The sequence below is a fragment of the Janthinobacterium sp. PSPC3-1 genome (assembly GCF_049896105.1).
Taxonomy (GTDB): Bacteria; Pseudomonadota; Gammaproteobacteria; order Burkholderiales; family Burkholderiaceae_D; genus Janthinobacterium.
On record NZ_JAFCTQ010000059.1, the window covers coordinates 1 to 24,734 of the forward strand.

Consider the following 24,734-nt stretch of genomic DNA (forward strand, 5'->3'; position numbering starts at 1 on the left):
GGCTTACGGATTTCGGGACGCATCCTACTTCTTTCTGAAAATCAAGGATGCGTTCCCCGGTAAAGTGCGATGAACCTTTTATTTTGCCGGGCGCGGCCTGGTAGTTATTGCGCCGCACGGCGGTCGCCACATCGGACGCCGTCAATCCGCGCGCCGCCAGTCTGGCGGGGTCGATCCACAAGCGCATCGCCAGTTGCTGGCCGCCGAAGGTCTCCACTTTCGCGACGCCATCGATGGTGGAAAACATCGGCTGCACCACGCGCGCCAGGTAGTCGGTCAGCTGCGCCGCCGATACCGTATCGCTGGCAAAGCCGACATAGGCGACGGCCGTGGAGTCGCCGGCCGAGCGTTCGATCACGGGGTCGAACGCGCCTGCGGGCAGCTTGTAGCGTACCTGGTTGACCTTGGCCATCACCTCGGTCAGCGCCTGGGGCGAATCGCGGTTCAGTTCCATGCGCACGGTGACCAGGCTGCCGCCCTGCACCGACGACGACGTCAGGTAGTCGATGCCTTCCACCGACGACACGGCCTGCGCGATCGGCTGCGTGACAAAGCCCTGCATCAGGTCGGCCGAGGCACCCGGATAGCTGGTGGCGATGGTGATGGTGGATGTTTCGAGCATCGGGTATTGGCGCACCGGCAGCTGCTTGATGGCGAGCATGCCGAGCATGACGATCAGGCTGCTGATCACCAGCGCCAGCACGGGGCGGCGCACGAACAGGTCGGTAAAGTTCATCGCACGGTGTCCTTTTCCAGGGTATTGGCGACCGGCTGCACCGCCATGCCATCGGCCAGTTTCAGCTGGCCCGAGGCGACCACCTGCTGGCCGGCCGCAAGACCCTTGACGATTTCCACGCGCCCTTCCGCACGTTCGCCCAGGGTGACCGCCACCCGTTTCACGGTCAGCGTTTTGCCCTGCTGCGCGACAAACACCGTGTCGCCATACGCGCTGTAGGTGACGGCCGTTTCCGGCACCGTCAGTTGTGCCTGGGTGTCGCGCGCCACCTTCACATTGGCGTACATGCCGGCCTTCAGCACGCCGCCCGGATCGCCCAGCGCCGCCTGCACCTGCACCATGCGAGCGCGTGAAATCAGGGGATCGATGGCGCTGATCTTCGCCGCAAATACCTGGTCGGGATACGCGTCGACCGTCAGCCGCACCGCCTGGCCTGGCGCCAGTCTGGCGCCGCTCTGTTCATCGAGAGAAAAATTCACCAGCAGGGATGTGGTGTCGACCAGGCTGGCCACCGTATCGGCAGGGTTCAGGTACTGGCCCGCATGCACGCGGCGGATGCCCATCTGGCCGGCAAATGGCGCACGGATGGTCTTTTGCGCGATCAGCGCCTCGGTCTGGCGCACTTCGCCCAGGGCCCCATCGCGCATGGCCAGCGCGGCATCGAGCTGTTCCTGTGTGGATGCCTTGTCCCGCAGCAGACGCAGGGTGCGCTGGTAGCCGGTCTCGGCATGATTGAGTTGCGCGCGCAGGCGCAGCAGCGTGGCCTGCTCCGGCGCGTCATTGAGCTGCACCAGCACGTCGCCAGCTTTCACCTGCTGGCCCGAGGCAAAGCGGATCTGCGTGATGCGCCCGCCCGTCTCGGCCGCCACCTGCACCTGGCGCGCCGCTTCCAGCTCGCCGACGCCGGTGAAAAAGCGCTGCTGGGTGCCGGCCAGCACGGGCGCCAGCGCCACCTTGGTCGGTGGATAGGGCGCCGCTTCGGCGGCGTGGGAATCCGGCCGTGAGAACGTGATGATGCCCGCCACCGCGAGCGTGATGGCCAGCGCACCGGCGCCGGCAAGTTGGATTTTCATGATGAAGTCTTTCGGGAAGGGCGCGTCAGAACCGCGCGTTAAACAGGAAGAACAAGGCGAGGGTCCACAGCAGCAGCACCAGGTGCGTGGTCTGCAGGCCTTCCTGGGCGACCCAGTAGCCGAACCACAGGCCACCGAGGTGCATCAGCAGCAGGAAGGCCGCCATCGCGCACAAGGCGAGATTGAGCCAGGGCAGCGCGGCTGCCAGCCCGCCACCCAGGAACAGCGCCACGCCGCTCCAGGCGGCCATCGCGCCAGCCAGCTGCAGCGCCAGCACCACGGCCAGCGCCAGCCGGTGCACGGTCAGCGAGGCCAGCGCGCGGCGCAGCAGCGGCGTGTCCATGGTCGGGTCCTGGCGCAGCGGGTCCATGCGCATGGTATTGCCGATGGCCCAGACGGCACCATGAAAGGCGTGCAGGTTGTTGATGGCGGCAATGCTGAGCCAGCAGGCCAGGCCTGAAGCGAGCACGGCTTGAAACAGCAAAATGGTATCGTGTGGCGGCATGGTCGTCCCGTAAAGAAGCTTGCCGGCATGGGACACTCGACAGCCCAGCGCTATCGGCCTATTATGCAAGAAATTGGTTGGATAACTGGCCCCATCATAGTTGAGTAAAATGAATTACACAAGTAAACGTTTGGATAATGGTGACAGCGCTGCGGCCCCGCAGACTACGGAGCGCATCCTGTATTTCATCAAGACCAAGGGTCCCGTCTCCACGGCCTCGCTGGCCAAGACCCTGGCCATGACGGGCGAGGCGGCGCGCCAGCAGGTGCAAAAACTGGTGACGGCGGGTTTGATCGAAGGGCGGATGGAAGCGCAAAGCGGCGCCGGGCGGCCACGCCAGAACTGGGTGCTGACAGCAGCGGGCCATGCGCGTTTTCCCGACACGCATGCGCAGCTGACCATCAAGCTGATCGGCTCGGTGCGCCAGCTGTTTGGCGAGGAAGGCTTGAACAGGCTGATCACGCAGCGCGAAGAGGAAAGCCGCGGCGCCTATGCGCTGGCGTGTTCGGCGCCGGACCTGCCCACGCGCCTGGCGCAGCTGGCGGCGATCCGCGATGAAGAGGGGTATATGGCCAGGGTGGAGCCCGATGGCGACGACTGGCTGCTGATCGAAGACCATTGCCCGATCTGCGCCGCCGCGCGCACCTGCCAGGGCTTTTGCCGCTCCGAACTGCAGCTGTTCCAGGAAGTGGTGGGCCCACTCGCCAGCATCGTGCGCGAGCAGCATGTGCTGGCCGATGCCATGCGCTGCGTGTACCGGATTTCCCTGTTGCCTTAAGGCCGGGGAAACAGCGGCCAGGCGGCCAGCGCCACCAGTCCCGCCGCCAGCCACACCCAGGCCCAGCTGCTGGCCGCCAGCAAGTGTGGCAGTACCACCGGCGTGGCGAACAGCCCCACATAGACGGCCGTATTGGCCATGCCGAGGGCGGTGCCGGCACTGGCGGCGCCGGCCAGGGTGGCCAGCTCCGTATAGGCCACGCCATGCCAGGCCGATACGCAGACACCGGCCGCGGTCACGGCCGCCATCAGCAGCCAGCCCGGCGCGGACAGCCCCGTTACGCCGGCCAGCAGCAGGAATGACAGCAGCGCCACCAGCACCGAGCCGCGCAGGTAGGCGGGCCGATTCGCATGGCGGTCCGTATGGCGCCCGCTCCAGATGCGCATCACCATCGCGCCCAGCTGCAGGATCACCATCACGGCGGTGATCTGCGCCAGGCCCAGGCGGCCATGGTCGTGCAGGAACACGGTGGCGTAGCTGAGGATGGCAAACTGCGGCACGCACAGCACGCCGATGCCGGCCACCATGCGCCATACCTGGCGATTGCGCAGCGGCGAAGCAGGCTTGCCGTCAAACATGCCCGTGGACGCGTTTTGCGGCCCCTTGGCGGCCTCGGCAGTGAAAGCGGGTTCATGCATCCAGCGCCACGTCAGCAGCGCCGTCACAGCGCAAAAAAGGCCCAGTACGCCAAAGACGGGCACGAAGCCGTAGCGGGCGGCCAGGGTCGGCAACAGCAGCGCCCCCAGGCCACCGCCCAATGGCACCGCTGTCTGGCGGATGCTCATCGCAAAACCGCGTTCGCCGGCGCCGAACCAGCGCATCACGGCGCGGCCGCTGGCGCCGTTGACGCTGCCGCCCAGGACCCCCACCAGCGCCAGGCCGGCCGCCAGCGAAAACAATGATGGCACCGCCGCGCCCTGCGGCGTGATCCACAGCATCAAGGTGAGCAGGGCCAGCAGGGTGCCGAGCAAGCCGGTCAGCAGCACGGGCCGGTCGCCCCAGCGGTCGGTGGCCATGCCCCACGGCAGTTCGGACAGCGCCACGCCCAGGCCCATGGCGCCCAGCGCCACTCCCAGTTCGGTATTGCTCAGGTGATAGCCGCTCCTCAGCCAGATGGCGGTGGTCGGCATGCCGTTGGCGCAGGCGGAAAAACTGGCGTTGGCGGCCACGCCGACGCCCAGCACTTTCCAGCGATGGGCAGCGTTGAATGTCGGGGTGGAGGAAACGATGGCAGGGCAGGAAGCGTTCATGGTGTTGAAAGGCTGTGATTGACCATGTCAGTGTTGCGCAGTACGATGATTCTGAATATCAGATAATTTTTATCTGATCGTTCGATAAAACCGGATGGTCATGAACGTACTCAATTTCGATATCGCTTTTTTGCGCAGCTATGTGGCCGGCATCGAGCTGGGCAGCTTTGCGCGCGCGGCCGGTAAAGTGGGCCGTTCCACGTCGGCCGTCAGCGCGCAGCTGAAGAAACTGGAGGAGCAGGCCGGCATGGCGCTGTTTCGCAAGGCGGGCCGGGGGCTGGCGCTGACCGATGCGGGCGAGATCCTGCTCGGCTACGCGCGCCGCATGGTCGAGCTGAACGACGAGGCGGCCGTCGCCCTGCGCGGGGTGGAGCTGGAAGGCTGGGTCCGGCTGGGCCTGCAGGAGGATTTTGGCGAAGCGCTGCTGCCGGCCGTGCTGGGGCGGTTTGCGCGCGCCCATCCCAAGGTGCGCATCGAAGCGCATGTGGCGCGCAATACGGAGCTGATGGAACGCCTGGAGCTGGACCAGCTCGACCTGGCGCTGCTGTGGGGCTGCAGCGGCTTGCAGGACCTGGCCGCCTGGCCGGCGCAGCGGCGCACCCTGATCGCCACGCCCGACATGCGCTGGATCGCGTCGCCCACCCTGCCTTGGGAGCCGCAGTCGGGCGAGCCGCTGCCGCTGATCGCGTTTGACCGTCCTTGCCTGTTCCAGCGCTGCGCCACCGATGCGCTGGACCGCGCCGGCATCGCCTGGCGCATCGCGTTTACCAGCCCCAGCCTGGCAGGCTTGTGGGCGGCGGCCGCTGCCGGCCTGGGCGTGACGGTGCGCACCGGCTATGGCTTGCCGGCCTCGGTCTGCGCGCTCGATGCGGTGGCGGCAGGCCTGCCCGCGCTGCCCTCGCTGTCGCTGGAACTGCTGCGCGCCGCGCACACGCCGCACCCGCCCGTCGAGCGGCTGGCGGCGCTGATCATTGAATCCTTGCAGGACTCGGCGGACAATTAAAATTCCTGCACGGTGGGGCGCAGCACGATTTCGTTGATGTCCACGCCGTCCGGCTGCTCGATGGCGTAGGCCACGGCGCGCGCCACCGAATCGGCGGGAATGGCCTGCTTGTAGAATTCTTTCAGGGCGGTCGCGCTGTCGGCGTGGCTGCTGCCATTCGTCAATTCCGTATCGACCGCGCCCGGCAGGATGGTGGTGGTGCGGATGGCGCCGCCCACTTCATGGCGCAAGCCTTCCGAGATGGCGCGCACGGCAAACTTGGTGCCGCTGTAGACAGTGCCGCCCGGACTGAACACTTTCGCGCCGGCCACCGACGAAATCGTGATGAAGTGGCCGCTGCCCTGCGCCTTGAAGTAGGGCAAGACCGCCGCGATACCGTACAGTACGCCCTTGATATTGATGTCGATCATGCGCTCCCATTCATCGACTTTCAGCGCGTCGAGAGGGGCGATGGCCATCAGGCCCGCATTGTTGATCAGCACGTCGACCTTACCGAACACGGCCAGGGCCGTTTCCACCAGGCGCGTCAGGTCGCCCGCCTGCGTGACGTCGGTACGGGCGATGGCGGCCTTGCCGCCGGCCGCCGTGATGTCCTCGGCCAGCGCATTGAGCAGGTCCATGCGCCGCGCACCGAGCACGACAGACGCGCCCAGCGCCGCCAGGTGGCGCGCGGTGGCGGCGCCCAGGCCGCTGCTGGCGCCGGTGATGATGACGACTTTTCCTGCGATATTCTGACTCATGATGATGATTCCTCGTGTGGGTGCGGCGTTGCGCCGCACCATGCGGCACACAGGCCAAGCTTAGCGCAGTGCTATGAAATTGGCAATTTCAATGCATGAATGACAATGACGGCGGCGCTGGCTCATGACCCGGACTGATCGCTTGTCCGTGATGCGATCAGCGCCCGGCTGTCATAGGCCAGCACGGTCACGGCGGCCATCGCCACGGCCAGCCCCAGCAGCATGCCACCATAGCCTGCCTGGTCGAGCAGCACGCCGGCCGCCAGCGGCACGGCCATGCGGCCGGCCGCGAACAGGCTGGCCTGCACGCCGTAATCGGCGGCGCTGTGGCCGGGCCGCGCGAAATACATCATCAGGCCAAACGCCAGGCTGGCCGCCGCGCCCATCGCCAGGGCCACCAGCAGGGCCGCGGCGATCAGGCCGGCGGGCGAGCGCAGCCACACGGCCAGCGCCAGGGCCAGCAGGCTCAGCATGGTTACGCCGGGCAGCGCGCCGGCCACGCCGATGCGGCGCACGAGACGCACCGTGGCCAGGCTGGCCAGCGCGGCCACCACGCCGCCGCCCACGCCGGCGATCAACGCCACTTGCCCGGCCGCAAAACCATGGTCGAGCAGCAGCGGTTTCAAATAAAACCAGGCGCTGCCGATGAATGGAAAGCACAGCAGCAGCAAGACGTTCCAGCGCGGCGCGGCACGCTGCGCAAAATAGCCGCGCCAGTTGCCGGATGCGTCAGGCGCCACGGCGTCGTCCCGGGACGGACGCGGCAGCCAGCACAGTCCCGCCGCGCCGAAGGCCAGCAAGGCGGCCATCAGCCAGAACGGCGCGCGCCAGCCCCAGCGTGTCTGCAGCAACAGCATCAGGCCGCCGCCGACAATCGCGCCCAGCGACAGGGCCGCCGAACGGATGCCGCCGGCGCGCAGGCGCTGCGCTTCGGGCAGCATGCGGATGGCCAGCGCATTGACGGGAATGTCGGCCCAGGTGGCCAGCAGCGCCGCGCCCATGGCCAGCGCGAACAGCGTCATGCGGTGGTCCAGCCAGTCGCGCCATCCGAGCACCAGCAGCAGCGCGCAGAACAGCAGGCACAGGGCGATACTCCAGCGCCGGTAAGCGCGCCCCTTGCCGGCGCCGGCGCTGCGCTCGATGGGGGCGGCCAGCACGAATTTGAACAGGGCCGGCACGCCGGCCAGCTGGAACAGGCCGATGTCGACGCCTGACCAGCCCTGCTGGCGCATGAGCAGGGGCAGGCCCAGCCACAGGTAGACGGCGGGCGCCGTCAGGGCCAGGTTGAGCCAGCCGAACAAGGCCTGGCGCAAGGCGGTCTGCCGCGCCGCGTTCACAGGCTGGCCTTGCGGGCGATCAGTACTTGCACCGGCGCCATGGGAAAGTCGCTGGCCTGGTATTGCTCCACGTGCCGCCAGCCGGCCGCCTGCAAGTGCATCGCCAGTTCACCCTGGCGCGTGACGTTGCGGCCCAGCATGCGCATCGGCAAATAATATGGCAGCACGCGCGACGCATCGTCGGGCGTGGGCGCGATTTCCGCCTGCACGCAGATCAGCACGCCACCGGGCGCCAGCGCCGCATGCATCTTGCGCAGGGCCGCCTGCATGTCCGGCACGAAGTGCAGCACGGACGAGCACCACACCAGGTCGTAGCTGCTGCCGATCTCGTCAACGCCCAGGTCGCCAGCGAGCGTATCGATACGTTCCGACAGCCCCGCATGGGCGATATTGGCAGCCGCCACGGCCACCGTTTCCGGCCAGTCGAACACCGTGGCCTGCATGCGCGCATGGGCTTGCGCCAGCGCGATGGCGACCCAGCCGGGGCCGCCGCCCAGGTCCAGCAGACGCAGCGGCGTGTCGCGTGACGTGAACGGCGCGATGCGCTCCATCACCGACAGCGCCGCGCGCATGGTCACCGCGCGTTGCTCCTGGCCGATCTGCTGCTGCGCGGCGGCGGCCCAGTTGACGCCGGTCGAGGTGTTATAGGACGACAAGGTCGGCTTGCCGCCGTCGCGCACCAGGCTGTGCAGCTGCGTGCCGAAATGGCGCAGCGCATGCAGGCGGTACAGCCACGCGTCGCCGCAAAAGGCAGCCGAGCTGCGGCAGAAATACCGGTGCGCCGTGGCCGCGCAGCGGTAGCTGGCCGGCTTGTCGCCGGCCTCGTCGGCCACGTTGCGGTCGAGCAGTTGCATGCTCCACAGCAGTTCCAGCAGCAGTGCCGTATGGGGCGCGTGCAGCGCCAGCGACAAGGCCAATTGGGCCGCCGTATGCGGCGTTTCCAGGGCATCGAAAATGCCCAGTTCCAGTGTGGCGGCCAGTGCATCGGCCTGGACCGGCGCGACGGCCAGGTCCCAGTACGGTTGCAGGCGATGAGGGGTATGGAATGACATGGTGTTCCTTTCGTGGATAAGGCCGGTCAGCGCGACCAGCGCAATGTCAGGCCCGCCTCGCGCGGCGGACTGTAGACGGTGACGATGCCGTTCTGGTAGCCGACCGCGTCATGGCGGCGGTCGGCGGCATTGTTGACATGGGCCACCAGGTCCCAGTCGCCCCTGCGGTAGCCGGCCGACAGGTTCAGCAGGGCATGGCCATTGCGCCGGTAGCGGTTGGCTGCGTCGAGGAAGATGGCGCCCACGCCGCTGAGGGTGGCCTGGCCATGCCAGCCCTTGTCGGCGTCATGGCGCAGGGACAGCTGGGCGCTGCGGTCGGGCGCGAAGGGATTGTGCTTGCCGTCGTAGTTGCTGGCGCCATCGCGAAACTGTCCGAAGCGCGTGCGGTTCCAGGCCAGCGCCGCCTGCGCCTGCCAGCCACGCCCCAGCAGGTAGTCGACCTCCAGCTCCGCCCCCGCCGAGCGCGCGCTGGCCGCATTGGTCAGGTAGACCATGCCGGGCGTGGGCATCTGCTGCACCTGCATTTCGTCGATCTGCATGCGGTAGACGGCGGCCGCATAGCGCAGCCGTTTCCCCAGCGTGCCTTTGGCGCCCAGCTCGATGGCACGCACGGTTTCCGGCGAAAACGCCGTATAGCGCGACGACGGCGCAAACACGTTGTAGCCGCCGGCGCGGAAACCGTCGCTCCAGGTGGCGTACAGCTGCTGCGCCTGGCTCAGTTGATACTGCAGCGACAGCTTGGGCGTGAAGCGGCTCCAGTTGCCATCCTGGCGCGCGTCGGCGGGCGTGGCGTAGTGGACCTTGTCGCGTTCGTAGCGCGCGCCGCCATCGATGCTCCAGGCGCCGCCCAGCGGCACGTTCCAGTCGGTGAACACGGCCGCCGAATTGCCGCCCAGTTTCGCGGCACTGCGCGTGAGGGCCAGCGGCAGTTTCTGTTGGTTCAGCAGGTCGTGATCATCGCGGTCGGCATACACGCCGGCCAGCCACTGCGCCGCGCCCAGCTTGCCATTGAGGCGCAGCTCCTGCGAGATGGTGCGGAAATGGTGGTCGCGCGCGATATGCAGCAGGTCGGCCGGCCGGAAATCCGTATCCTGTTGCGCCTTGTCATGGACGTCGCTGCGCGCCGTGATCGACCGCAGCGCGAGGTCCGGCGCCAGCTGGCGCGTGAGGTCCAGCGACACGCTGCTGCCGGTGGACCGGTTCCAGCTGGACGTGCCCGACTGCACCGTGGCGCGCGCGGCCGTGGGGCCGGTGGCGACGGCACCCCACAGGGCGCTGCCATCGTCATAGGCGACATGGCGGTAGCGGACAATCGCCTCGGTCAGCGCATCGGGCGTCCAGCGCAGCGCCAGTTTCAGGTGTTCGCTGTCGCGGCCGTCTTCCTTGCGGCCCGTGTTCCGGTTGCTGATAAAGCCATCCTGGCGGCGTTTTTCCAGGCCGACGCTGGCGTACAGGGTATCGGCGATCAGCGCGCGCGATAAATCCACGCGCACGGCGCGCTTGTCGCGGCTGCCCGCCACCACTTCCACCGTGCTGTGCGGCACGTTGCCGGGCAGCCTGGAATAGATGGCGATCACGCCCGCCTCCGCGTTGCGCCCATACAAGGTGCCTTGCGGACCGCGCAGTACTTCCACCCGTTCGACGCCGAGCAGATTGTCGTCAAAGCCCTGCGCCATCAGCACCGGCACGCCATCGTTGAGCAGCAGGGTGGCGCTGGAAAAGGAAAAGAAATTGGCCGTCAGGCCGCGCATCACGGGCGACAGCACGCCCGACTGGCCGAAAGGCTGGAAGGACAGGCCCGGCGTCATGGTGGCCAGGTCTTCCAGCCCGCGCGCGCCGGCGGCCTGCAGGCGGTCGTCGTCGAATACGCTCACGCTGGCTGGCGTTTGCGCCAGCAATTGCTCCTGCTTGCTGGCGCTGATGGTCACCACCGGCAAGGCGGCTTCGTCCGCATGAACGGCGCAAGGCGCCGACAACAGCAGCGTGGAGAGGATGAAGCGGGGCCGCAAAGGGCCGGTGAGGGGAAAAGACGACATGCTGGCGGGCTCCGGTAGGGATGGATAGGCATGCCAGCTATTTTATGCAACAATGAGAATAATTATCATTTGCATTTGTATGCCATCAGGCGCATTTCATCTGCATTGCGTTGAAAGGAGCAGGCATGCTGTTACAGGAATCCGACACGCCCGAATGGATGCGCCGCCAGCGCGATGCCGGCGATGGCGAAGGCCGTTTCGAGCAGACGACCATCGACGACGGGCTGCTGCTGGTGCATTCCGATTTCCGCCCGCGCCAGGCGCTGGTCGAGCAGGCCGTGCGCAGCGGCGAGGCGGGAGGACTGGTGATTACCATCGGGCTGCAGGGCAGGTCCGGCTATGTCGGGCACGATGGCGCCAAGTTGCGCTTCGAGCAGGGCCATACGACAGTGTCCGCGTTTCGCCAGGGCAGCGGCGAGCGGCGCTTCGAGGCGGGCCAGCGCGTGGCGCAATTGCGCCTGCTGGTCGATGAACCGGCGCTGGCGCGCTATGGCCATGCGGCGTTGCTGCCAGAACATGGCGTGCGGCCACTGGGGTTTGGCGCCACCACGCGCGCCAGCGGCTTGCTGGTGCGTTCCCTGCTGCACGCGCACGATGCGCTGGCCATGCATATCGGCGTACTCAGCTTGCTGTCCGAACAGCTGCGCGCGCTGCAGCCGGCGCCCGTCCTGACGACGCGCTGGAGCGAGGCCGAGATCGCGAAAATCGAGCGCGTCCATGCGCTGATGGAAGAACAGCTGGCGCAGGAACTGACGCTCGATTATCTGTGTGCGCAGGTGGGCCTGAGCCTGTTCAAGCTGAAACAGGGCTGGCGCCACCGCTACCACGACAGCCCGTATCGCACCCTGCTGGCGCTGCGCATGCGGCGCGCCCATCTGCTGCTGGAAAACGGTTGCCAGGTGGCGCAGGCGGGCTGGCAGGTGGGCTACCGCCATCCGGCCAATTTCAGCGTGGCCTTCAGCCGGTATTTCGGCTATGCGGCGAAGACGGTGGGGCGCGCCGGCGTTTGAGCAGTGCAGGTAAAATCGGCGTGCACCTTTATTCGATCGACTTCAAGGAGATACGATGTCCCGCAAACTATTTGTCAACCTGCCCGTCAAGGAACTCGACCGCTCGGTACAGTTTTTCACGGCACTGGGCTTCAGTTTCAATGCCCATTTTACGGATGAGACGGCGACCTGCATGATCGTCAGCGAGAGCAGTTTCGTGATGCTGCTGACGGAGGAAAAATTCAGGCAGTTCACGCCCAAGCAACTGTGCGATACAACGCGGGCGACGGAAGTACTGGTGTGTTTGTCAGCGGAAAGCCGGGCCGAAGTCGATCAGCTGGTGGCGAAAGCCGTGGCGGCCGGCGGCAGCCTCTACAAGGAGCCGATCGATTTCGGCTTCATGTACGGCCACAGTTTCCAGGATCCCGATGGCCATCAGTGGGAGGTGATGTTCATGGAGCCGGAAGCGATACCGCAATGATGGCGGCACCGCTTCCCTTCAAGCGGGCTTAGCTGGCCAGCGCCAGCAAATCCACCACTTCCAGCCCCGCCAGGTCTTGCGTGGTATTGCCCGCAAACGCGGCGCGGCTCGGCTGGCCGTCTTTCAGCCAGGTACGCGTGACGGCCTTGATCTGCTCCAGCGTGCAGGTCAGCACGCCGGTGCGGAACTGCTGGCGCACGGCTTCCGTCGTGCCGCGCTGCTGCATGTTCCAGGCCGTCAGCGCTTCGGCATACGGCGAGTGCGGCTTGTCCAGGCCCTTGATCACGCAGATGATGGCTTCTTCGACTTGTTCCTGCGAGAACGTGCCGTCGAGGATCTGCGTCAGGGTCACGTCGAAGTCGGCATAGGTGCCGGCCAGGCGCGGATCGCGGTAGGAGCTGAGGGTGAACGTGCCCGCGCCGGCCGCATAGCTGGCGCTGCCGCCATAGGCGCCGCCTTTTTCGCGCAGGGCCGTATGCAGCACCTGGTTGGTCATCAGTTCGGCCGCCACGGCCAGCGCCGATGCGTCCGGGCTGTGCACGCCGGGCACGGTCCAGGAGACGAAGCAATGGTTGATCTGGCTGGTCGCGTGCAAGGCCGTATTGGCCAGCACCAGCGGCACCACCGGTGGCGCGTTCACCGCGCCTTCTTCCACCACTTCTGCCTTTGCCGCAGTCTGGTCGACGCGTGGCAGGTCCAGCAGGCCGGCCAGGATCACGCCGTCCTGGTCCAGGCCGGCGCACAGCACGGTCGGCGGCTGGGCGATGATGTGGGCGTGCAGGGCGTCGAGTTCGCGCGCGATTTCCTGCAAGCCCTCGGAGGTCTTGCTCAGCTGCTGCAAGCGGCGGTAGAACGGCAGCGCGGCCGGGCCGCCGATCAGGTCGTCGAAGCGGCGCATCGGCGACAGCGGCGCGGTCGAGGCCAGCATGGCGTAGCGGCTGCCGGACTCGGCCAGGCTGCTCAATTTGTCCTGCACCAGACTTTCGATCAGGAACGCCAGGCGCTCTTCCTCATCGAAGCGCGGTTTTGCGATCCAGGCCGACAGCACGGCGGCGATCGCCTCGTGTTCTTCGCGCAGGCCGCTGGCCGAGAACGACAGTTCCACGCGCATGGTCTGCTGCGGGCGTGGAATCGCTTCCAGGCCGATATGGAACGAGGGCACCATGCTCTGGCGCCAGGCGCTGGCGTCGTCGAACGACATGTCGCCGACACCGAGTTCCGGCGCCAGGTCGGTGTACAGGCGCAGCCATGGCCACGACGCTTCCGGCAGGTGCGACACGTCGTACAGCACGTTGGCGTAGCTGATGCCGTTCGAGGCGATCGAAAACGCCACCGCGCCGTTGACGGCCTCGGGAATCGCCAGCGCCGGGCGCGGATGCGCGCTGACGTCGCCCGGGCGGATGCGCGGCAGCACTTCCGAGTTCGACGGCAGTTGCTGGTGCGCGTCAAGCGCCGCCGACTCGGCAACAATGTGCGCGCGCTGTTCGTCGCTCAGGCTGGCCTGCAAGGCCGCCAGTTTCGTGTCTTCCTGCGCCGCGCGTTCCGTGAAGAAGGCGGCGTCGGGCACCACGCGGGTGGTCAAACGGGTCGGATTGGCGATCAGCTCGCGCACCAGTTTCTTGAAAAACTCCGGGTCGTCGATCTGCTGTTCCAGCGTTTCCAGGATGGCCGCATTGTCGAAGGCGTCCATCACGTCGCCGTCATACATGGCCAGCGGCAAGGCGTGCAGCAAGCGGCCCAGGCCGTATGGCATGCGGCCGCTGCTGATTTCGCGCTGGCCATATTTGATGTCGCGCAGGGCCGCATGCAGCACGGCGGCCGGAATGCCCTCTTCCGCCGTTTCTTCCAGCGCGGTCCAGATGCGGGCATGGGCGTCGGCGATCTGTTCTTCCGTCAGGCCTTCCATGCCGATATGGAACACCATCTGGCGCGTGCCGGCGTCGCGGCCGTTCATGTCCGACGGACGGCCGTAACCGGCCGATTCCATGGCGCGCATCACGGGTGCCGACGATTCGCCCAGCAAGCCGGCCGACAGCAGGTGGGCGTGGTAGAACGCCAGCGGATCGGACGATTCGCCCAGCAGCCAGGCGAATTGCAGGCCGAACTCATCGTCGCGCGCTTCCTGCGACGGAATTTTCACGACGTTTTCCTGCGGCGCGGTCCAGGCCGGGGCCAGTTGCGGCAGGCGCCGCGGTGAAAAGCCGCTCAGTTTCGACAGGACACGCTCGGCTACCTGTTCCTGCACCGCCGATGCTTCGATATTGCCGGCGGTCATGATCACGGCTTGCGAAGGATGGTAGTGGCTGGCATGGAATTCCTTCAGCATGGCGTGCGTCAGTTCCGGGATATCGAGCGGATCGCCGCCCGATTCCACTTCGTACGTGGTGCCTTTCAACAAGGTGCTGGCGATGCCGCTGTCGAGCGCGCGCATGGGGCTGTTGAAAGCGCCCTTCATTTCATTGAAGACGATGCCCTGGTACACCAGCTTGTCGCCTTCGAACGCATGGCGCCAGCCTTCCTGGCGGAAGTTCAGGTAGTCGAGATTCGGGAAGAAGGCGGCGTCCAGGTAGACGTCCAGCAGATTGAAGAAATCCTTGCGGTCGGTGCTGGCGAACGGGTACACGGTGCGGTCCGGATAGGTCATCGCGTTCATGAAGGTGGCCGTCGAGCGGCGCAGCATCGAGAAGAAGGGGTCGCGCACCGGATAGCGGGCCGAGCCGCACAAGGCCAGGTGTTCCAGGATATGCGCGCGGCCGTCGCTCACTTCAGGCACGGTGGGAAAGGCCACCAGGAACACCATTTCAGCCTGCTCGGTATGCATGTGGATATGGCGCATGCCCGATGCGGGCTCGACGTATTGCTCGATGGTTGCCTGCAAGACTGGAATGAAGTTGCTGCTGACTTTTTCAAATGTGCTCATGCGGTATGGGATCTCTGCTGTAGGTGACTGGGGCTGACTCGGGGCTTGCATCGTATCTTGGGGCAACACGGCGAAAAGCCAGGGCTGGCCGCCGGTGTGATGGTGATTTGAGGTTTTTTCCTATTGTACTAGGACTATTCGCCGTGCGCCGCCGCTAACCTGGACAGCAGGCAATCCGGCAATCTTGTAATATCGGCCATTTGAGGGAAGGCGGCGTCATGCTGCGCCTGCTTGGCGTACCATGCGCCTTTTCCCACGCTCACCGAGCCGAAGGCCGCACCTTGTCCAGACTTTCCTTTCGCCAGCTGCTATTTGCCGCGTTTATCCTGACGGCCGGCATCATGGCGGCCACCTCGGTGCAAGCCTTGCTGACCCTGGAACACCTGGCCCGTCTCGGCCGCGAAACGGCGGCGCAGGCGATCACCCTGACGGAACAGTCGCAGCGCCTGGCCGAACGCACCCTGGCGATGGAGCGCAGCGCGCGCCAGTTCATGGTGCTGGACGACCCCGTGTTCCGCGAGCGCTATGCGGCCGCGCGCGAAGAAGCGGCGGCGGCCTTGCAAATACTGAACCGCGCCACGCCGCACTTTGCGCCGCAGCTGGCCGACGAATGGACGGCGCAGGCCGAATCGGCCTGGGAAGTATTACAGGCGGGCAAGCGACGCAAGCGCGACGGTCACGCGGTGGTGTCGCGCGCCTTTGTGCGCATGGCGCAGATCAACGACACGGTGGCGCGCGACAGCAAGACGGAAATCGGCAGCCGCAATGACGATTTATTGGTGGAACTGGAACGCCAGCGCCGCTTGCTGGGCCTGCTGGTGATCGGCGCCGTGGTGCTGGCGGCCGTGCTGGCCACCTGTTTCGGTTTTTTGCTGTCGCGCCCGCTGCGCCGCATCGAGCGCGCCATCGAGCGCCTCGGCGACAAGCGCTACGACCAGACCATCGTCGTCGGCGGTCCGGCCGACACGCGCTTGCTGGGCCAGCAGCTGGACTGGCTGCGCCAGCGCCTGGCCAGTCTCGACGCCGACAAGGAACGTTTTTTGCGCCATATCTCCCACGAACTGAAAACCCCGCTGGCGGCGCTGCGCGAAGGCGTGGCGCTGCTGGAAGACGAGGTGGCCGGCAAACTCAGCGATGGTCAGCGCGAAATCGCCGGCATCCTGCAGCAGAACACGGCCTCCCTGCAAACCCAGATCGAAGACTTGCTGCGCTACAATACCGCCGCCTTTGACGCCCAGCACCTGGCGCACAGCAAGGTGGACCTGCTGGCGCTGCTGCAGGAAGTCGTGGCGGCGCAGCAATTGCAATGGCAGGCGCGCCGCCTGACGATTGATGTGCGCGGCGAGTCGCTGGTGGTCAAGGCCGACCGCGACAAGCTGGCCACCGTGCTGGCCAACCTGCTGTCGAACGCCGTGCGCTTCAGCCCCGAGGGCGGCAGCGTGCGCTTTGAACTGTCGGGCGACCAGGGCTGTGCCCGCATCGACTGCATCGACCAGGGCGCCGGCGTCGCGCCCGACGATGCCGAACGTATTTTCGAGCCGTTTTACCAGGGCGTGCGCCAGATGGCCGGTGCGCGCAACGGCAATGGCATCGGCCTGTCCATCGTGCGCGAATATATCGCCGCCCACGATGGCCGCGTCCTCCTCTTACCGCGCCCGGCCGGCGCTCACTTTCGGATAGAACTGCCCTTATGATGATCAAACTTTCCGCGCCGCTATTGGCCGCCTGCGCCCTGCTGCTGGCTGGCTGCGCCGCGCCACCGCCCGTGAAACAGACTGCCGTGCTGGTGCAGACGCCGCCGCGCATCGTCGTCGTGGCCGATCCCAAGCTCAGCGAGTTGCTGGCCTACCAGGCCAGCCTGCGCCCGATGACGCCGGCCGAACTGGTGAAAGCCCAGCTGGAACTGGCCAGGGCCGACCATGCGCCGCAAAACACGATACGGCGCGCCATGCTGCAGGCCACCCTGCGCACGCCGGGGGATCTCGCGCGCGCGCAGACCCTGCTCGATTCGATCACGCAAGCGACCAGCGACGAAGCGAAACTGCTGGTGCCGCTGGCCCAGTTCCTGTCCGGCCAGTATGCGGACTTGCGGCGCCAGGACGAGGCGGTGGAACGGCTCAACGGCCAGGTGCGCGAGGCCCAGCGCCGCAACGATCAATTGAATGAAAAACTCGAAGCGCTGAAAAATATCGAACGCAGCCTGTCGGTGCGGCCTGCCGCGGGAGCGCCGAAATGAATGCCGTGAACCATCCTCATATCCTGCTGGTCGATGACGACCCGGACCTGCTGCGCCTGCTGACGATCCGCCTGCAGGCCGGAAACTATCGGGTGACGGCGGTGGGCAGCGCGGAAGCGGCGCTGGCGCGCCTGGCGGTGGAGTTGCCGGCGCTGGTCATTACCGACGTGCAATTGCCGGGCCGCGACGGCCTGGCCCTGTTCGACGATATCCGGCGCCAGCACTCGGCCCTGCCCGTGATTTTGCTGACCGCGCACGGCACCATCCCCGACGCCGTCGACGCCACCGCGCGCGGTGCGTTTGCGTATCTGACCAAGCCGTTCGACGGCAAGGCGCTGATGGAAAAAGTGGCGTACGCCGTCAACCTGTCGACCGTGATGCCGGCCGCCGCGTCCAGCGACGAAAGCTGGCGTGCCGAGCTGATCAGCCGCAGTTCGCAGATGGCCGAGCTGCTGGCCGAAGCCAAGCTGGTGGCCGGGTCCGACGCCAGCATTTTGATCCGCGGCCCCAGCGGCACCGGCAAGGAATTGCTGGCGCGCGCCCTGCACAACGCCAGCCGCCGCGCCAAGGCGCCGTTTATCGCCGTCAACTGCGGCGCCATCCCCGAGCAATTGCTGGAATCCGAATTGTTCGGCCACGTGAAAGGCTCGTTTACGGGCGCGGTCGGCAACCGCGAAGGCCTGTTCCAGGCGGCCGATGGCGGCACCCTGTTCCTGGACGAGATCGGCGACATGCCGCTGCCGCTGCAGGTGAAATTGCTGCGCGTGTTGCAGGAACGGGCCGTGCGCCCGGTCGGCTCCGACCAGACGCGGGCGATCGACGTGCGCCTGCTGTCGGCCACCCACCGCGACCTGGACGTGGCGATGGCGGACGGCCAATTCCGCGAAGACCTGTACTACCGCCTGAACGTGGTGACCCTCACCCTGCCGCCGCTGGCCGAGCGCCGCGAAGATATCGCCCTGCTGGCGAATCATTTTTTGCACAAGCTGGCCGACAAGTATCAAAAGCCGCTGAACGGCTTTGCGCCGGACGCGCTGACGGCGCTGGTCAGCGCGCCCTGGCCCGGCAATGTACGCCAGCTGGTCAATGTAGTGGAACAGGTGTGCGCGCTGGCTACGGCGCCGCTGGTGCCCCTGAGCCTGGTACAGCGCGCCTTGCGCGTGCCGTCACTGGAAGCGCTCAGCTATAACGAGGCCAAGCAACGCTTCGAGCGCGACTACCTGATCCAGTTGCTGCGCCTGACCGACGGCAACGTGGCCGACGCGGCCAGACTGGCCGACCGCAACCGTACCGAGTTCTACCGGCTGCTGCAGAAATACGAGCTGACGCCGGCCTTGTTTCGGGGTGAAAACGACCCTGTCGCCGAATAGCGACAAAATAAAATCGTTTGAAATCAATGATTTATCGCTGGTGTTTGATATGGTGCTCACAAGCTGTCGCCGTCAGGCGACAAAAAGCGCGGTTTTCCGGGCCATGCCAGGCCGGAAAAATGCAGTTTTTATGTAAGTGGTTGATTTTAAATAAGTTATAAAAGCTGGCACGCTGCTTGCTGTATGGACCTATGTAACGCTTCAAAGTGTTGCCTTAACCAAGTAAGAAGCTTTTAACTTCATTGAGAGGAACTACCATGCAAACATCGAAACTGTTCAATACCCTGGTTGCCGCTATCGTTCTGTCGGGCGCCTCGATCACCGCTTCGCATGCCGCTGACTCCGCACCAAAAGCACAAGCTCCTGCTGACACCGTCGTAGCCGCCAACGCTGCTGCCGCAGTCCCTGATGAAACCATCACCTCGTCGGCCAAGGCCGCCCTGGGCGCCGATGCCCAAGCCGCCACCCTGCCGGTGAACGTGGCAACGCAACAAGGCGTCGTGGTCCTGTCGGGCGACGTGCCAAGCGCCGAAGCCGGCGACCGCATCGTGCAGATCGTCGCTTCCGTAAGCGGCGTGAAAGAAATCAAGAACGAACTGAAAGTCAAAGCCGCCGGCTAACGCCCTCGCGCTGTACTTTACTCCGGGTTGCCCTGTCTGCGGACAGGGCATTTTTTTGCCCTTATTTTTACCCCAAAGGCAAACCCGGGAGTCAGTCGCTTCGCGATCGGAATACGTCCCATTGGGACGTATTCCCCCGCCGGGTCCGACCCCGGCCATTTTTACGCCGTTGGGTTAATGTGCGCCCGCCACTGCGCACGGTACGCTGCCAAACCGTCCACCTTTATCGCCGCCATCACCGTCGATTGCATCGCCGGCACTTCGCCCCAGCGATGCAACATCCACCCGCCACAGGTGGTGCCGCTGGCGTCGGTCGATACGGCCACATCCTGCGCTGGCCGCAAGGCCGCCAGCACGCAGGCAAAATGGGGATTGTCGGTAAAGCTGCCTTCCACGGTGATCGTGCCCTGCGCATCCAGGGCGTCGAGGCAATAATCGCTCATCAGCGCGCAATACAGGGTGGCCAGCGCATAGTGCTCCTGCGCCGTTTGCGGCGCCGGCCCGACGATGCGGCCCGCCTGCCCGACAAACGGTCCGCCTGACTCGGCAAAACACGGCAGCGCCAGCGTGCCCTGCCTGACCAGCCGCTCGAGATCGGCGCTATCGCACACCTGCGGCGCCGCGCCCGCCAGCACCGAAAACTCGCGTCCGCCCATAAAGCGCATGCAGGCCACGGGTTGCCCAAGCGCATTGACATTGGCCAGCATGTCGGCCGTTTCATCGAGCCGGTCCAGGCGCGCACCAAACGCGGCGGCAATCGCCCAGGTGCCGGTCGACAGCACCGTGCGCGGCTGCGCATCCGCATCGGTATCCAGATAGCGCAGCAGCGAGGCATTGCTGTCATGGATGCCGCACAGCACCTGGCAATCGGGCAGCGCAGGGGTGGCTCGCACCGGCCCCAGCGGAGCCCACGCCGCTTGCAACGGTGGAAACAGCTGCGTCCATTCCATGCGATGCACCAGCGAGGAAAATGTCCCGTGCTGCGGCTGCCACAAATCCGTATGGCAACCTAATGACGTCACTTCGCTGGCGGCCACGCCCGACAGTCTCCAGGCCCAGTATTGCGGGTACGTCAGGATATGGCGCGCGCGCGCAAATTCCTGCGGATACGTTTTCGCCAGCCAGTACAGCTGCAAGCCCAGGTTCAGGCCGCACGGCAGTTGCGGCGACAGGGTGTCGGCAAACGCGGGACGCAGCGTGTCGTACTCCGCCGCCAGTGCCTGCGGCAAGGTCGATTCATAGTCGAGGATGGGCAGCACCAGCCCCGCATCGTCGACCAGCGCCGCCGTGGCGCCGTGCGTGACGGGGACAATGGCGGTAATGCGGGCCAACTGTGAAAAGGCGGCCACGGTGGTTTGCAGCCAGTCCCACAGCCGCTCCGTATCGTGGTGCGGATACGGTGCCGTGTCGAGTATGGTGTTCGGGCAGCGCTGTTCGGCCAGGATGGCGCCGGCGGCGTCGAGCAAGGTCAGCTTGGCATTGGTCTTGCCGATATCGAGTACAACGGTGGCGTCGATGATCAAGGCCCTCCTCAGGCGAGATGAAACACGGGGGCCAGCGGCACGGCAACGGGCGACGCGTCCGCCTGCGTCTCCATCAGGTCGGCCATATGATCCCACCAGCGGCGCATTACCGGATGTTGCGGCAGCGCGTCCATCGCGTGGCCGTCCACGCGGCGCAGCACGGCGAACAGCGCGCCGGTGGCCTCGTCCAGAAAGATGCTGTAGTCGCGTACGCCGGACTCGTGCAGCAAGGCCGCCAGCTCGGGCCAGATGGCGTCGTGGCGGCGTTGATATTCCACGGCATTGCCGGGTTTGAGCTGCATCCTGAAAGCGATTTGTTCCATGCGCATTGTCTTGATTATTTTTTCGTCGATTTGCGGTTCAGCAGGCGCGGCAGGGCAATCGTAATCAGCAGCAAAATGCCGACCACGATCGTCATGATGACGCCGGGAATATTGAGCAGCGCCAGGCCGTAGGTCACCATGCCCAGCAGCAGCACGGCCAGCATCACGCCGCCGATCGTACCCTTGCCGCCCGCGATGCTCACGCCGCCCAGAATCACCATGGTGATCACTTCCAGTTCCCAGCCCATGGCGATATTCGGCCGCGTGCTGCCGATGCGTCCCGTCAGCAGGTACGCCGCCAGGCCGGCCATGGCGCCCGTCAGCACGAACAGGGCAAAGCGGTAGCGGTCCACTGCCACGCCCGAGAAACGCGCGGCCACCGGATTGCAGCCGATGGCAAAGATGCGCCGGCCCCAGCTGGTCGCATGCAGCAGCACCGCAAACAGCACGGCGAAGGCCAGCAGGATCACGAACGGGCGGGGAATGATGTCGAAGAAATAGCCCTGGCCCCAGTCGATCAGCAGTTGCGGATAGCCGGTATAGGCCTGGTCGCCCAGGATCACGCTGGCCAGGCCCCGGAACAGCGCCACCGTGCCGATCGTCACGACGATGGACGGCAAGGCAAAGCGCGTCACCAGCACGCCGTTCAGGCTGCCGCACACGGCGCCCATGGCCAGCGCCACGAACAGCAGGCCTTCCGGCGGCACGCCATGGTGGTGCGCAAAACCCATCGCCACCGACGACAGCGCCAGCGTGCCCGAGACGGAAATATCGATTTCGCGGCAGATGATCAGCAAGGCCATCGGCAGCGCGATCAGCGCTTTTTCGCTGAAATTGAAGGTGCTGTCGGCCAGGTTGTAGGCGTCGAAAAAGTTCGGCAGGAACACGCTGTTGCCGATGAAGACGGCGACCAGCAGCAGCGCCAGCAGCGCTTCCCAGTGGGCCAGGTAATGCGACAGCCGCGGCGCCTTGCGGTCGAGGATGGTATAGCGCGAACCGGGCGCTTTGGGCAGTGATGTATCGTTCATGTCGGCGCTGTGGAGGGAAGTGGAAATCGCGTTCACGCGGCGCTCCTTGATGATGGTTGCAGCATGGCCAGCGGCAGGATCTGGCGCCCGGCCTTTTTATTACCGCGTGCATTGATCAGGACGGCCGTCAGGATCACGATACCCGTCAGCGCGCTTTGCCAGAACGGTGATACTTTGATGATCGGCAAGGCGTTGTTGATCACGGACAGGAACAGCGCGCCCAGTACCGCGCCGGCCACCGTGCCGGCGCCGCCGGCGATGCTGATGCCGCCGATCACGCAGGCGGCGATCACGGTAAATTCAAAGCCATAGGCAATTTCCGAATACGCGACCGCATAACGGGCCACCCACAGATAGCCGCACAGGCCGGCCATCATGCCCGACAGGCCATAGGTCCAGAACAGCCGGCGGGCCGTCGAGATGCCGACATAGCGGGCCGCCAGCGGCTGGTTGCCGATCGCATACAGGTCGCGTCCGAAACGGGTGTAGCGCGCCAAGAGCCAGGTGGCGATGATGGCGGCGGCCGCGATCCACACCAAGTGCGTGATGCCGAACAAATGGCTCAATGGAAAGGCGATAAAGCCGGCCGGCATCTGGTGCGACGAGACCCAGGCGCCGCCGGACAAGACGAACACCAGGCCGCGGTACACGCTCATGGTGCCCAGCGTCACCACGATGGGAGGCAGGTCCAGGTAGCCGATCAGATAGCCGTTGACCAGGCCCAGCAGCAGGCCGATGACCACCGCCACCAGCATCACCAGCACCAGGGGCAGCTCGGGATAATTGACGGCCAGCAGCGCCGCCATCATGCCGGACAGGGCCAGGTTGGACGCCACGGACAGATCGATGCCGCGCGTGACGATGACGAACATCTGCGTCAGCGCCAGCATGATCAGCAAGGTGCTGTCGGTCAGCAGGTTGGCCAGGCTGCCCGGCGTCAAAAAGACGGGCGCGCGCAGGCCGACCGCGCCGGCCAGCAGCACGATCAGCAGCGCCAGCTGGACTTCGCGTTGTTTCAGGTAGTGCATATGAGTTCCTCGTTGGTATGCGCGCTGCCGGACGCGGCGGCGACCACTTTTTCCGGTGTCGCCTGGGCGCGCGGCAACACGCAATTGATATGGCCCTGGTGCATCACCACCACGCGGTCGGCCATGCCGAGTACTTCCGGCAATTCCGACGACACCAGGATCACCGACAGGCCCTGCGTCACCAGCTCGCTGATAAAACGGTGCACGGCCGCTTTCGAGCCGATATCGATGCCCTTGGTCGGCTCATCGAGAATAATGACCTTCGGTTTCGTCGCCAGCCATTTGGCCAGCACCACTTTTTGCTGGTTGCCGCCCGACAGTTCCGACACCATCTGCGTGAAGTGGTGCGCCTTCAGTTCCAGCTGTTCGCTGAACTGGCGCGCAATCGCGGTTTCACGCGAACGCTTGCTGCGCAGGAAAAAACCGATGCCATCGAGGATCGGCAAGGTAATGTTCTGCACGATGGACAGCGACAGATGCGCGCCCTGGTGCTGGCGGTCTTCCGGCACATAGGCGATGCCGTGTTTGATGGCGTCGCTGGCACTGCGGATCGCCACTTCCTTGCCGGCAATTCTGACTTTACCGGTCACGCCCTGCGTGAGGCCGAACAGCGCCTGCATTACCTCGGAGCGGCCGGCGCCCACCAGGCCGTAGAAGCCGACGATCTCTCCCTGCTGCACCGAGAAACTGATATCGCGAAATTCGGTCGGATGACAGAACTGCGACACTTCCAGCAGGGTCGCTCCCAGCGCTACCTCGACCTTGGGAAATACCTGGTGAATCGCGCGGCCCACCATCAGCGACACCAGTTGCGGTTCGCTGATGTCGGCCAGCTGGCCGGCGGCGACAAAATGGCCGTCGCGCAGCACCGTATAGCTGTCGGCGACGGCAAAGATTTCATCGAATTTGTGCGAGATGAAAATGACCGCCGTGCCGGCCGCGCGCAGCTGGCCGATGATGCGGTACAGCTCGTGAATTTCGCGCTGTGACAGCGAGGCCGTCGGCTCGTCCATGATCACCACGCGCGCGTCCTGCGACAGGGCGCGGGCGATCTCCACGAAGTGGCGCTGCGCCACGCTCAGGTCCTTGACCTTGGCCAAGACCGGCAGCTGCACTTCCAGCCGCGCGAAGATCGCTTCGGCCTGGCTGGCCATCAGCGCCCAGTCGATGCGGGCCGGATAGCCGGTCTGCGGCTGGCGCCCGATATAGATGTTTTCGGCCACCGTCAGTTCGTCGAACATCACGGTTTCTTGGTGCACGGCGGTAATGCCGGCATCCATCGCGTCTTGCGGGCTGGCAAACAGCATGCGCTTGCCGTTCACTTCGATATGGCCGGCGTCCGGTTGATAAATGCCGGTCAGCGTCTTGACCAGGGTCGACTTGCCGGCGCCGTTTTCGCCGATCAGCGCCATCACTTCACCGGCGCGCACCGTCAGCGCCACGTCTTTCAGCGCGGTGACGCCATGGAAATGCTTGCAGATGCCGTGCAGGCGCAATACCGGCGCACCATTCTGCGAAATAGGGGGATTCTGTGACATGATCCGTTCACACAAGTAAAGATTTCGTAGGTCGGGTTAGCGCGCAAGCGCGTAACCCGACATGAGCCGCCAGCGATGTCGGATTACGCTACGCTAATCCGACCTTGTATTATTCCTCTCATGCGGTTGGTGGTGTTGCGAACAACATCGACCGCTGTCAAAATTCTT

22 protein-coding genes are annotated in these 24,734 nt (G+C 65.4%); 8 read left to right on the top strand and 14 right to left on the bottom strand.

The window, feature by feature from the left end:
• The 3 genes from ACP7B7_RS30125 to ACP7B7_RS30135 all read right to left on the bottom strand — a co-directional run.
• Positions 1 to 736 (bottom strand): efflux RND transporter permease subunit (locus ACP7B7_RS30125; protein ID WP_426079135.1); only part of this gene is annotated, 736 nt, incomplete at its 3' end.
• A complete protein-coding gene (locus ACP7B7_RS30130; protein WP_426079136.1) occupies positions 733 to 1,809 on the bottom strand; it encodes an efflux RND transporter periplasmic adaptor subunit in 1,077 nt (358 codons plus the stop codon). The genes ACP7B7_RS30125 and ACP7B7_RS30130, both read right to left, overlap by 4 nt.
• Before the next feature lie 25 nt (positions 1,810 to 1,834).
• The gene (locus ACP7B7_RS30135) at positions 1,835 to 2,314 is read right to left on the bottom strand and encodes a DUF2165 family protein (RefSeq protein ID WP_308923193.1); all 480 of its coding nucleotides are present in this window, start codon (positions 2,312 to 2,314) and stop codon (positions 1,835 to 1,837) included.
• 109 nt (positions 2,315 to 2,423) lie between these two features.
• On the opposite strand from ACP7B7_RS30135, the gene ACP7B7_RS30140 reads away from it, so the two are divergent.
• Positions 2,424 to 3,092 (top strand): helix-turn-helix transcriptional regulator, encoded by a 669-nt coding sequence (locus ACP7B7_RS30140; RefSeq protein WP_308923192.1) that lies wholly within the window; start codon positions 2,424 to 2,426, stop codon positions 3,090 to 3,092.
• Here ACP7B7_RS30140 and ACP7B7_RS30145 read toward each other — a convergent pair.
• The gene (locus ACP7B7_RS30145; protein ID WP_426079137.1) at positions 3,089 to 4,342 is read right to left on the bottom strand and encodes an MFS transporter; all 1,254 of its coding nucleotides are present in this window, start codon (positions 4,340 to 4,342) and stop codon (positions 3,089 to 3,091) included. The genes ACP7B7_RS30140 and ACP7B7_RS30145 overlap by 4 nt on opposite strands.
• Positions 4,343 to 4,442: 100 nt before the next feature.
• On the opposite strand from ACP7B7_RS30145, the gene ACP7B7_RS30150 reads away from it, so the two are divergent.
• Positions 4,443 to 5,345 (top strand): LysR substrate-binding domain-containing protein, encoded by a 903-nt coding sequence (locus ACP7B7_RS30150; RefSeq protein WP_426079138.1) that lies wholly within the window; start codon positions 4,443 to 4,445, stop codon positions 5,343 to 5,345.
• On the opposite strand, the gene ACP7B7_RS30155 is transcribed toward ACP7B7_RS30150, so the two are convergent.
• From ACP7B7_RS30155 to ACP7B7_RS30170, 4 genes are all read right to left on the bottom strand, one after another.
• Complete coding sequence (locus ACP7B7_RS30155; protein WP_426079139.1) at positions 5,342 to 6,085, bottom strand: SDR family oxidoreductase; 744 nt, start codon at positions 6,083 to 6,085, stop codon at positions 5,342 to 5,344. The two genes, ACP7B7_RS30150 and ACP7B7_RS30155, sit on opposite strands and share 4 nt — an antisense overlap.
• A gap of 122 nt (positions 6,086 to 6,207) precedes the next feature.
• Positions 6,208 to 7,422, bottom strand: a complete 1,215-nt coding sequence (locus ACP7B7_RS30160) for an MFS transporter (protein ID WP_426079140.1) — start codon at positions 7,420 to 7,422, stop codon at positions 6,208 to 6,210.
• Positions 7,419 to 8,474: a class I SAM-dependent methyltransferase gene (locus ACP7B7_RS30165; RefSeq protein ID WP_426079141.1), complete on the bottom strand. Its 1,056-nt coding sequence runs from the start codon at positions 8,472 to 8,474 to the stop codon at positions 7,419 to 7,421. The genes ACP7B7_RS30160 and ACP7B7_RS30165 overlap by 4 nt, the downstream gene beginning before the upstream one ends.
• A gap of 26 nt (positions 8,475 to 8,500) precedes the next feature.
• Positions 8,501 to 10,510 (bottom strand): TonB-dependent receptor, encoded by a 2,010-nt coding sequence (locus ACP7B7_RS30170; RefSeq protein WP_426079142.1) that lies wholly within the window; start codon positions 10,508 to 10,510, stop codon positions 8,501 to 8,503.
• A gap of 125 nt (positions 10,511 to 10,635) precedes the next feature.
• Between ACP7B7_RS30170 and ACP7B7_RS30175 the strand changes: the two genes are divergently transcribed.
• Positions 10,636 to 11,520 (top strand): helix-turn-helix domain-containing protein, encoded by an 885-nt coding sequence (locus ACP7B7_RS30175; RefSeq protein ID WP_426079143.1) that lies wholly within the window; start codon positions 10,636 to 10,638, stop codon positions 11,518 to 11,520.
• A 55-nt stretch (positions 11,521 to 11,575) separates the two neighbouring features.
• Positions 11,576 to 11,980, top strand: coding sequence for a VOC family protein (locus ACP7B7_RS30180; RefSeq protein ID WP_426079144.1), 405 nt, complete (start codon positions 11,576 to 11,578; stop codon positions 11,978 to 11,980).
• Positions 11,981 to 12,008: 28 nt separating this feature from the next.
• Here ACP7B7_RS30180 and ACP7B7_RS30185 read toward each other — a convergent pair whose 3' ends face one another.
• Entirely contained in the window at positions 12,009 to 14,900 is a 2,892-nt protein-coding gene (locus ACP7B7_RS30185; protein WP_426079145.1) for an insulinase family protein, read from the bottom strand.
• Between the two features lie 281 nt (positions 14,901 to 15,181).
• Here ACP7B7_RS30185 and ACP7B7_RS30190 point away from each other — a divergent pair, with 281 nt between their 5' ends.
• The 4 genes from ACP7B7_RS30190 to ACP7B7_RS30205 all read left to right on the top strand — a co-directional run bounded on the left by ACP7B7_RS30190 (position 15,182) and on the right by ACP7B7_RS30205 (position 19,126).
• Positions 15,182 to 16,594, top strand: coding sequence for a HAMP domain-containing sensor histidine kinase (locus ACP7B7_RS30190; RefSeq protein ID WP_426079146.1), 1,413 nt, complete (start codon positions 15,182 to 15,184; stop codon positions 16,592 to 16,594).
• Entirely contained in the window at positions 16,591 to 17,136 is a 546-nt protein-coding gene (locus tag ACP7B7_RS30195; RefSeq protein ID WP_426079147.1) for a hypothetical protein, read from the top strand. Before ACP7B7_RS30190 ends, ACP7B7_RS30195 begins: the two co-directional genes overlap by 4 nt.
• Positions 17,133 to 18,506 (top strand): sigma 54-interacting transcriptional regulator, encoded by a 1,374-nt coding sequence (locus tag ACP7B7_RS30200; RefSeq protein WP_426079148.1) that lies wholly within the window; start codon positions 17,133 to 17,135, stop codon positions 18,504 to 18,506. The genes ACP7B7_RS30195 and ACP7B7_RS30200 overlap by 4 nt, the downstream gene beginning before the upstream one ends.
• 257 nt (positions 18,507 to 18,763) lie before the next feature.
• The gene (locus ACP7B7_RS30205) at positions 18,764 to 19,126 is read left to right on the top strand and encodes a BON domain-containing protein (protein ID WP_308923178.1); all 363 of its coding nucleotides are present in this window, start codon (positions 18,764 to 18,766) and stop codon (positions 19,124 to 19,126) included.
• Positions 19,127 to 19,287: 161 nt separating this feature from the next.
• On the opposite strand, the gene ACP7B7_RS30210 is transcribed toward ACP7B7_RS30205, so the two are convergent.
• Genes ACP7B7_RS30210 through ACP7B7_RS30230 form a run of 5 tightly spaced genes read right to left on the bottom strand, consistent with a single transcriptional unit; the run spans position 19,288 to position 24,566 of the window.
• Positions 19,288 to 20,649 carry an FGGY-family carbohydrate kinase gene (locus ACP7B7_RS30210; RefSeq protein WP_426079149.1) on the bottom strand — a complete coding sequence of 454 codons (1,362 nt, stop codon included), beginning with the start codon at positions 20,647 to 20,649 and terminating at the stop codon, positions 19,288 to 19,290.
• Between the two features lie 8 nt (positions 20,650 to 20,657).
• Positions 20,658 to 20,972 (bottom strand): L-rhamnose mutarotase, encoded by a 315-nt coding sequence (gene rhaM, locus ACP7B7_RS30215; protein ID WP_426079150.1) that lies wholly within the window; start codon positions 20,970 to 20,972, stop codon positions 20,658 to 20,660.
• A gap of 14 nt (positions 20,973 to 20,986) precedes the next feature.
• Positions 20,987 to 22,000: an ABC transporter permease gene (locus ACP7B7_RS30220; protein ID WP_426079153.1), complete on the bottom strand. Its 1,014-nt coding sequence runs from the start codon at positions 21,998 to 22,000 to the stop codon at positions 20,987 to 20,989.
• Between the two features lie 32 nt (positions 22,001 to 22,032).
• Positions 22,033 to 23,028: an ABC transporter permease gene (locus tag ACP7B7_RS30225; protein WP_426079151.1), complete on the bottom strand. Its 996-nt coding sequence runs from the start codon at positions 23,026 to 23,028 to the stop codon at positions 22,033 to 22,035.
• Entirely contained in the window at positions 23,016 to 24,566 is a 1,551-nt protein-coding gene (locus tag ACP7B7_RS30230) for a sugar ABC transporter ATP-binding protein (protein ID WP_426079152.1), read from the bottom strand. The genes ACP7B7_RS30225 and ACP7B7_RS30230 overlap by 13 nt, the downstream gene beginning before the upstream one ends.
• Positions 24,567 to 24,734: the final 168 nt, after the last annotated feature.

Bases quoted from the DNA above. Each gene is read 5' to 3' on its own strand.
- ACP7B7_RS30150 (WP_426079138.1), top strand. From the start codon at position 4,443: ATGAACGTACTCAATTTCGATATCGCTTTTTTGCGCAGCTATGTGGCC.
- ACP7B7_RS30135 (WP_308923193.1), bottom strand. From the start codon at position 2,314: ATGCCGCCACACGATACCATTTTGCTGTTTCAAGCCGTGCTCGCTTCA.
- ACP7B7_RS30200 (WP_426079148.1), top strand. From the start codon at position 17,133: ATGAATGCCGTGAACCATCCTCATATCCTGCTGGTCGATGACGACCCG.
- ACP7B7_RS30130 (WP_426079136.1), bottom strand. From the start codon at position 1,809: ATGAAAATCCAACTTGCCGGCGCCGGTGCGCTGGCCATCACGCTCGCG.
- ACP7B7_RS30165 (WP_426079141.1), bottom strand. From the start codon at position 8,474: ATGTCATTCCATACCCCTCATCGCCTGCAACCGTACTGGGACCTGGCC.
- ACP7B7_RS30195 (WP_426079147.1), top strand. From the start codon at position 16,591: ATGATGATCAAACTTTCCGCGCCGCTATTGGCCGCCTGCGCCCTGCTG.
- rhaM (WP_426079150.1), bottom strand. From the start codon at position 20,972: ATGGAACAAATCGCTTTCAGGATGCAGCTCAAACCCGGCAATGCCGTG.
- ACP7B7_RS30230 (WP_426079152.1), bottom strand. From the start codon at position 24,566: ATGTCACAGAATCCCCCTATTTCGCAGAATGGTGCGCCGGTATTGCGC.
- ACP7B7_RS30155 (WP_426079139.1), bottom strand. From the start codon at position 6,085: ATGAGTCAGAATATCGCAGGAAAAGTCGTCATCATCACCGGCGCCAGC.
- ACP7B7_RS30220 (WP_426079153.1), bottom strand. From the start codon at position 22,000: ATGAACGATACATCACTGCCCAAAGCGCCCGGTTCGCGCTATACCATC.
- ACP7B7_RS30185 (WP_426079145.1), bottom strand. From the start codon at position 14,900: ATGAGCACATTTGAAAAAGTCAGCAGCAACTTCATTCCAGTCTTGCAG.
- ACP7B7_RS30180 (WP_426079144.1), top strand. From the start codon at position 11,576: ATGTCCCGCAAACTATTTGTCAACCTGCCCGTCAAGGAACTCGACCGC.
- ACP7B7_RS30170 (WP_426079142.1), bottom strand. From the start codon at position 10,510: ATGTCGTCTTTTCCCCTCACCGGCCCTTTGCGGCCCCGCTTCATCCTC.
- ACP7B7_RS30225 (WP_426079151.1), bottom strand. From the start codon at position 23,028: ATGCACTACCTGAAACAACGCGAAGTCCAGCTGGCGCTGCTGATCGTG.
- ACP7B7_RS30140 (WP_308923192.1), top strand. From the start codon at position 2,424: ATGAATTACACAAGTAAACGTTTGGATAATGGTGACAGCGCTGCGGCC.
- ACP7B7_RS30205 (WP_308923178.1), top strand. From the start codon at position 18,764: ATGCAAACATCGAAACTGTTCAATACCCTGGTTGCCGCTATCGTTCTG.
- ACP7B7_RS30145 (WP_426079137.1), bottom strand. From the start codon at position 4,342: ATGAACGCTTCCTGCCCTGCCATCGTTTCCTCCACCCCGACATTCAAC.
- ACP7B7_RS30175 (WP_426079143.1), top strand. From the start codon at position 10,636: ATGCTGTTACAGGAATCCGACACGCCCGAATGGATGCGCCGCCAGCGC.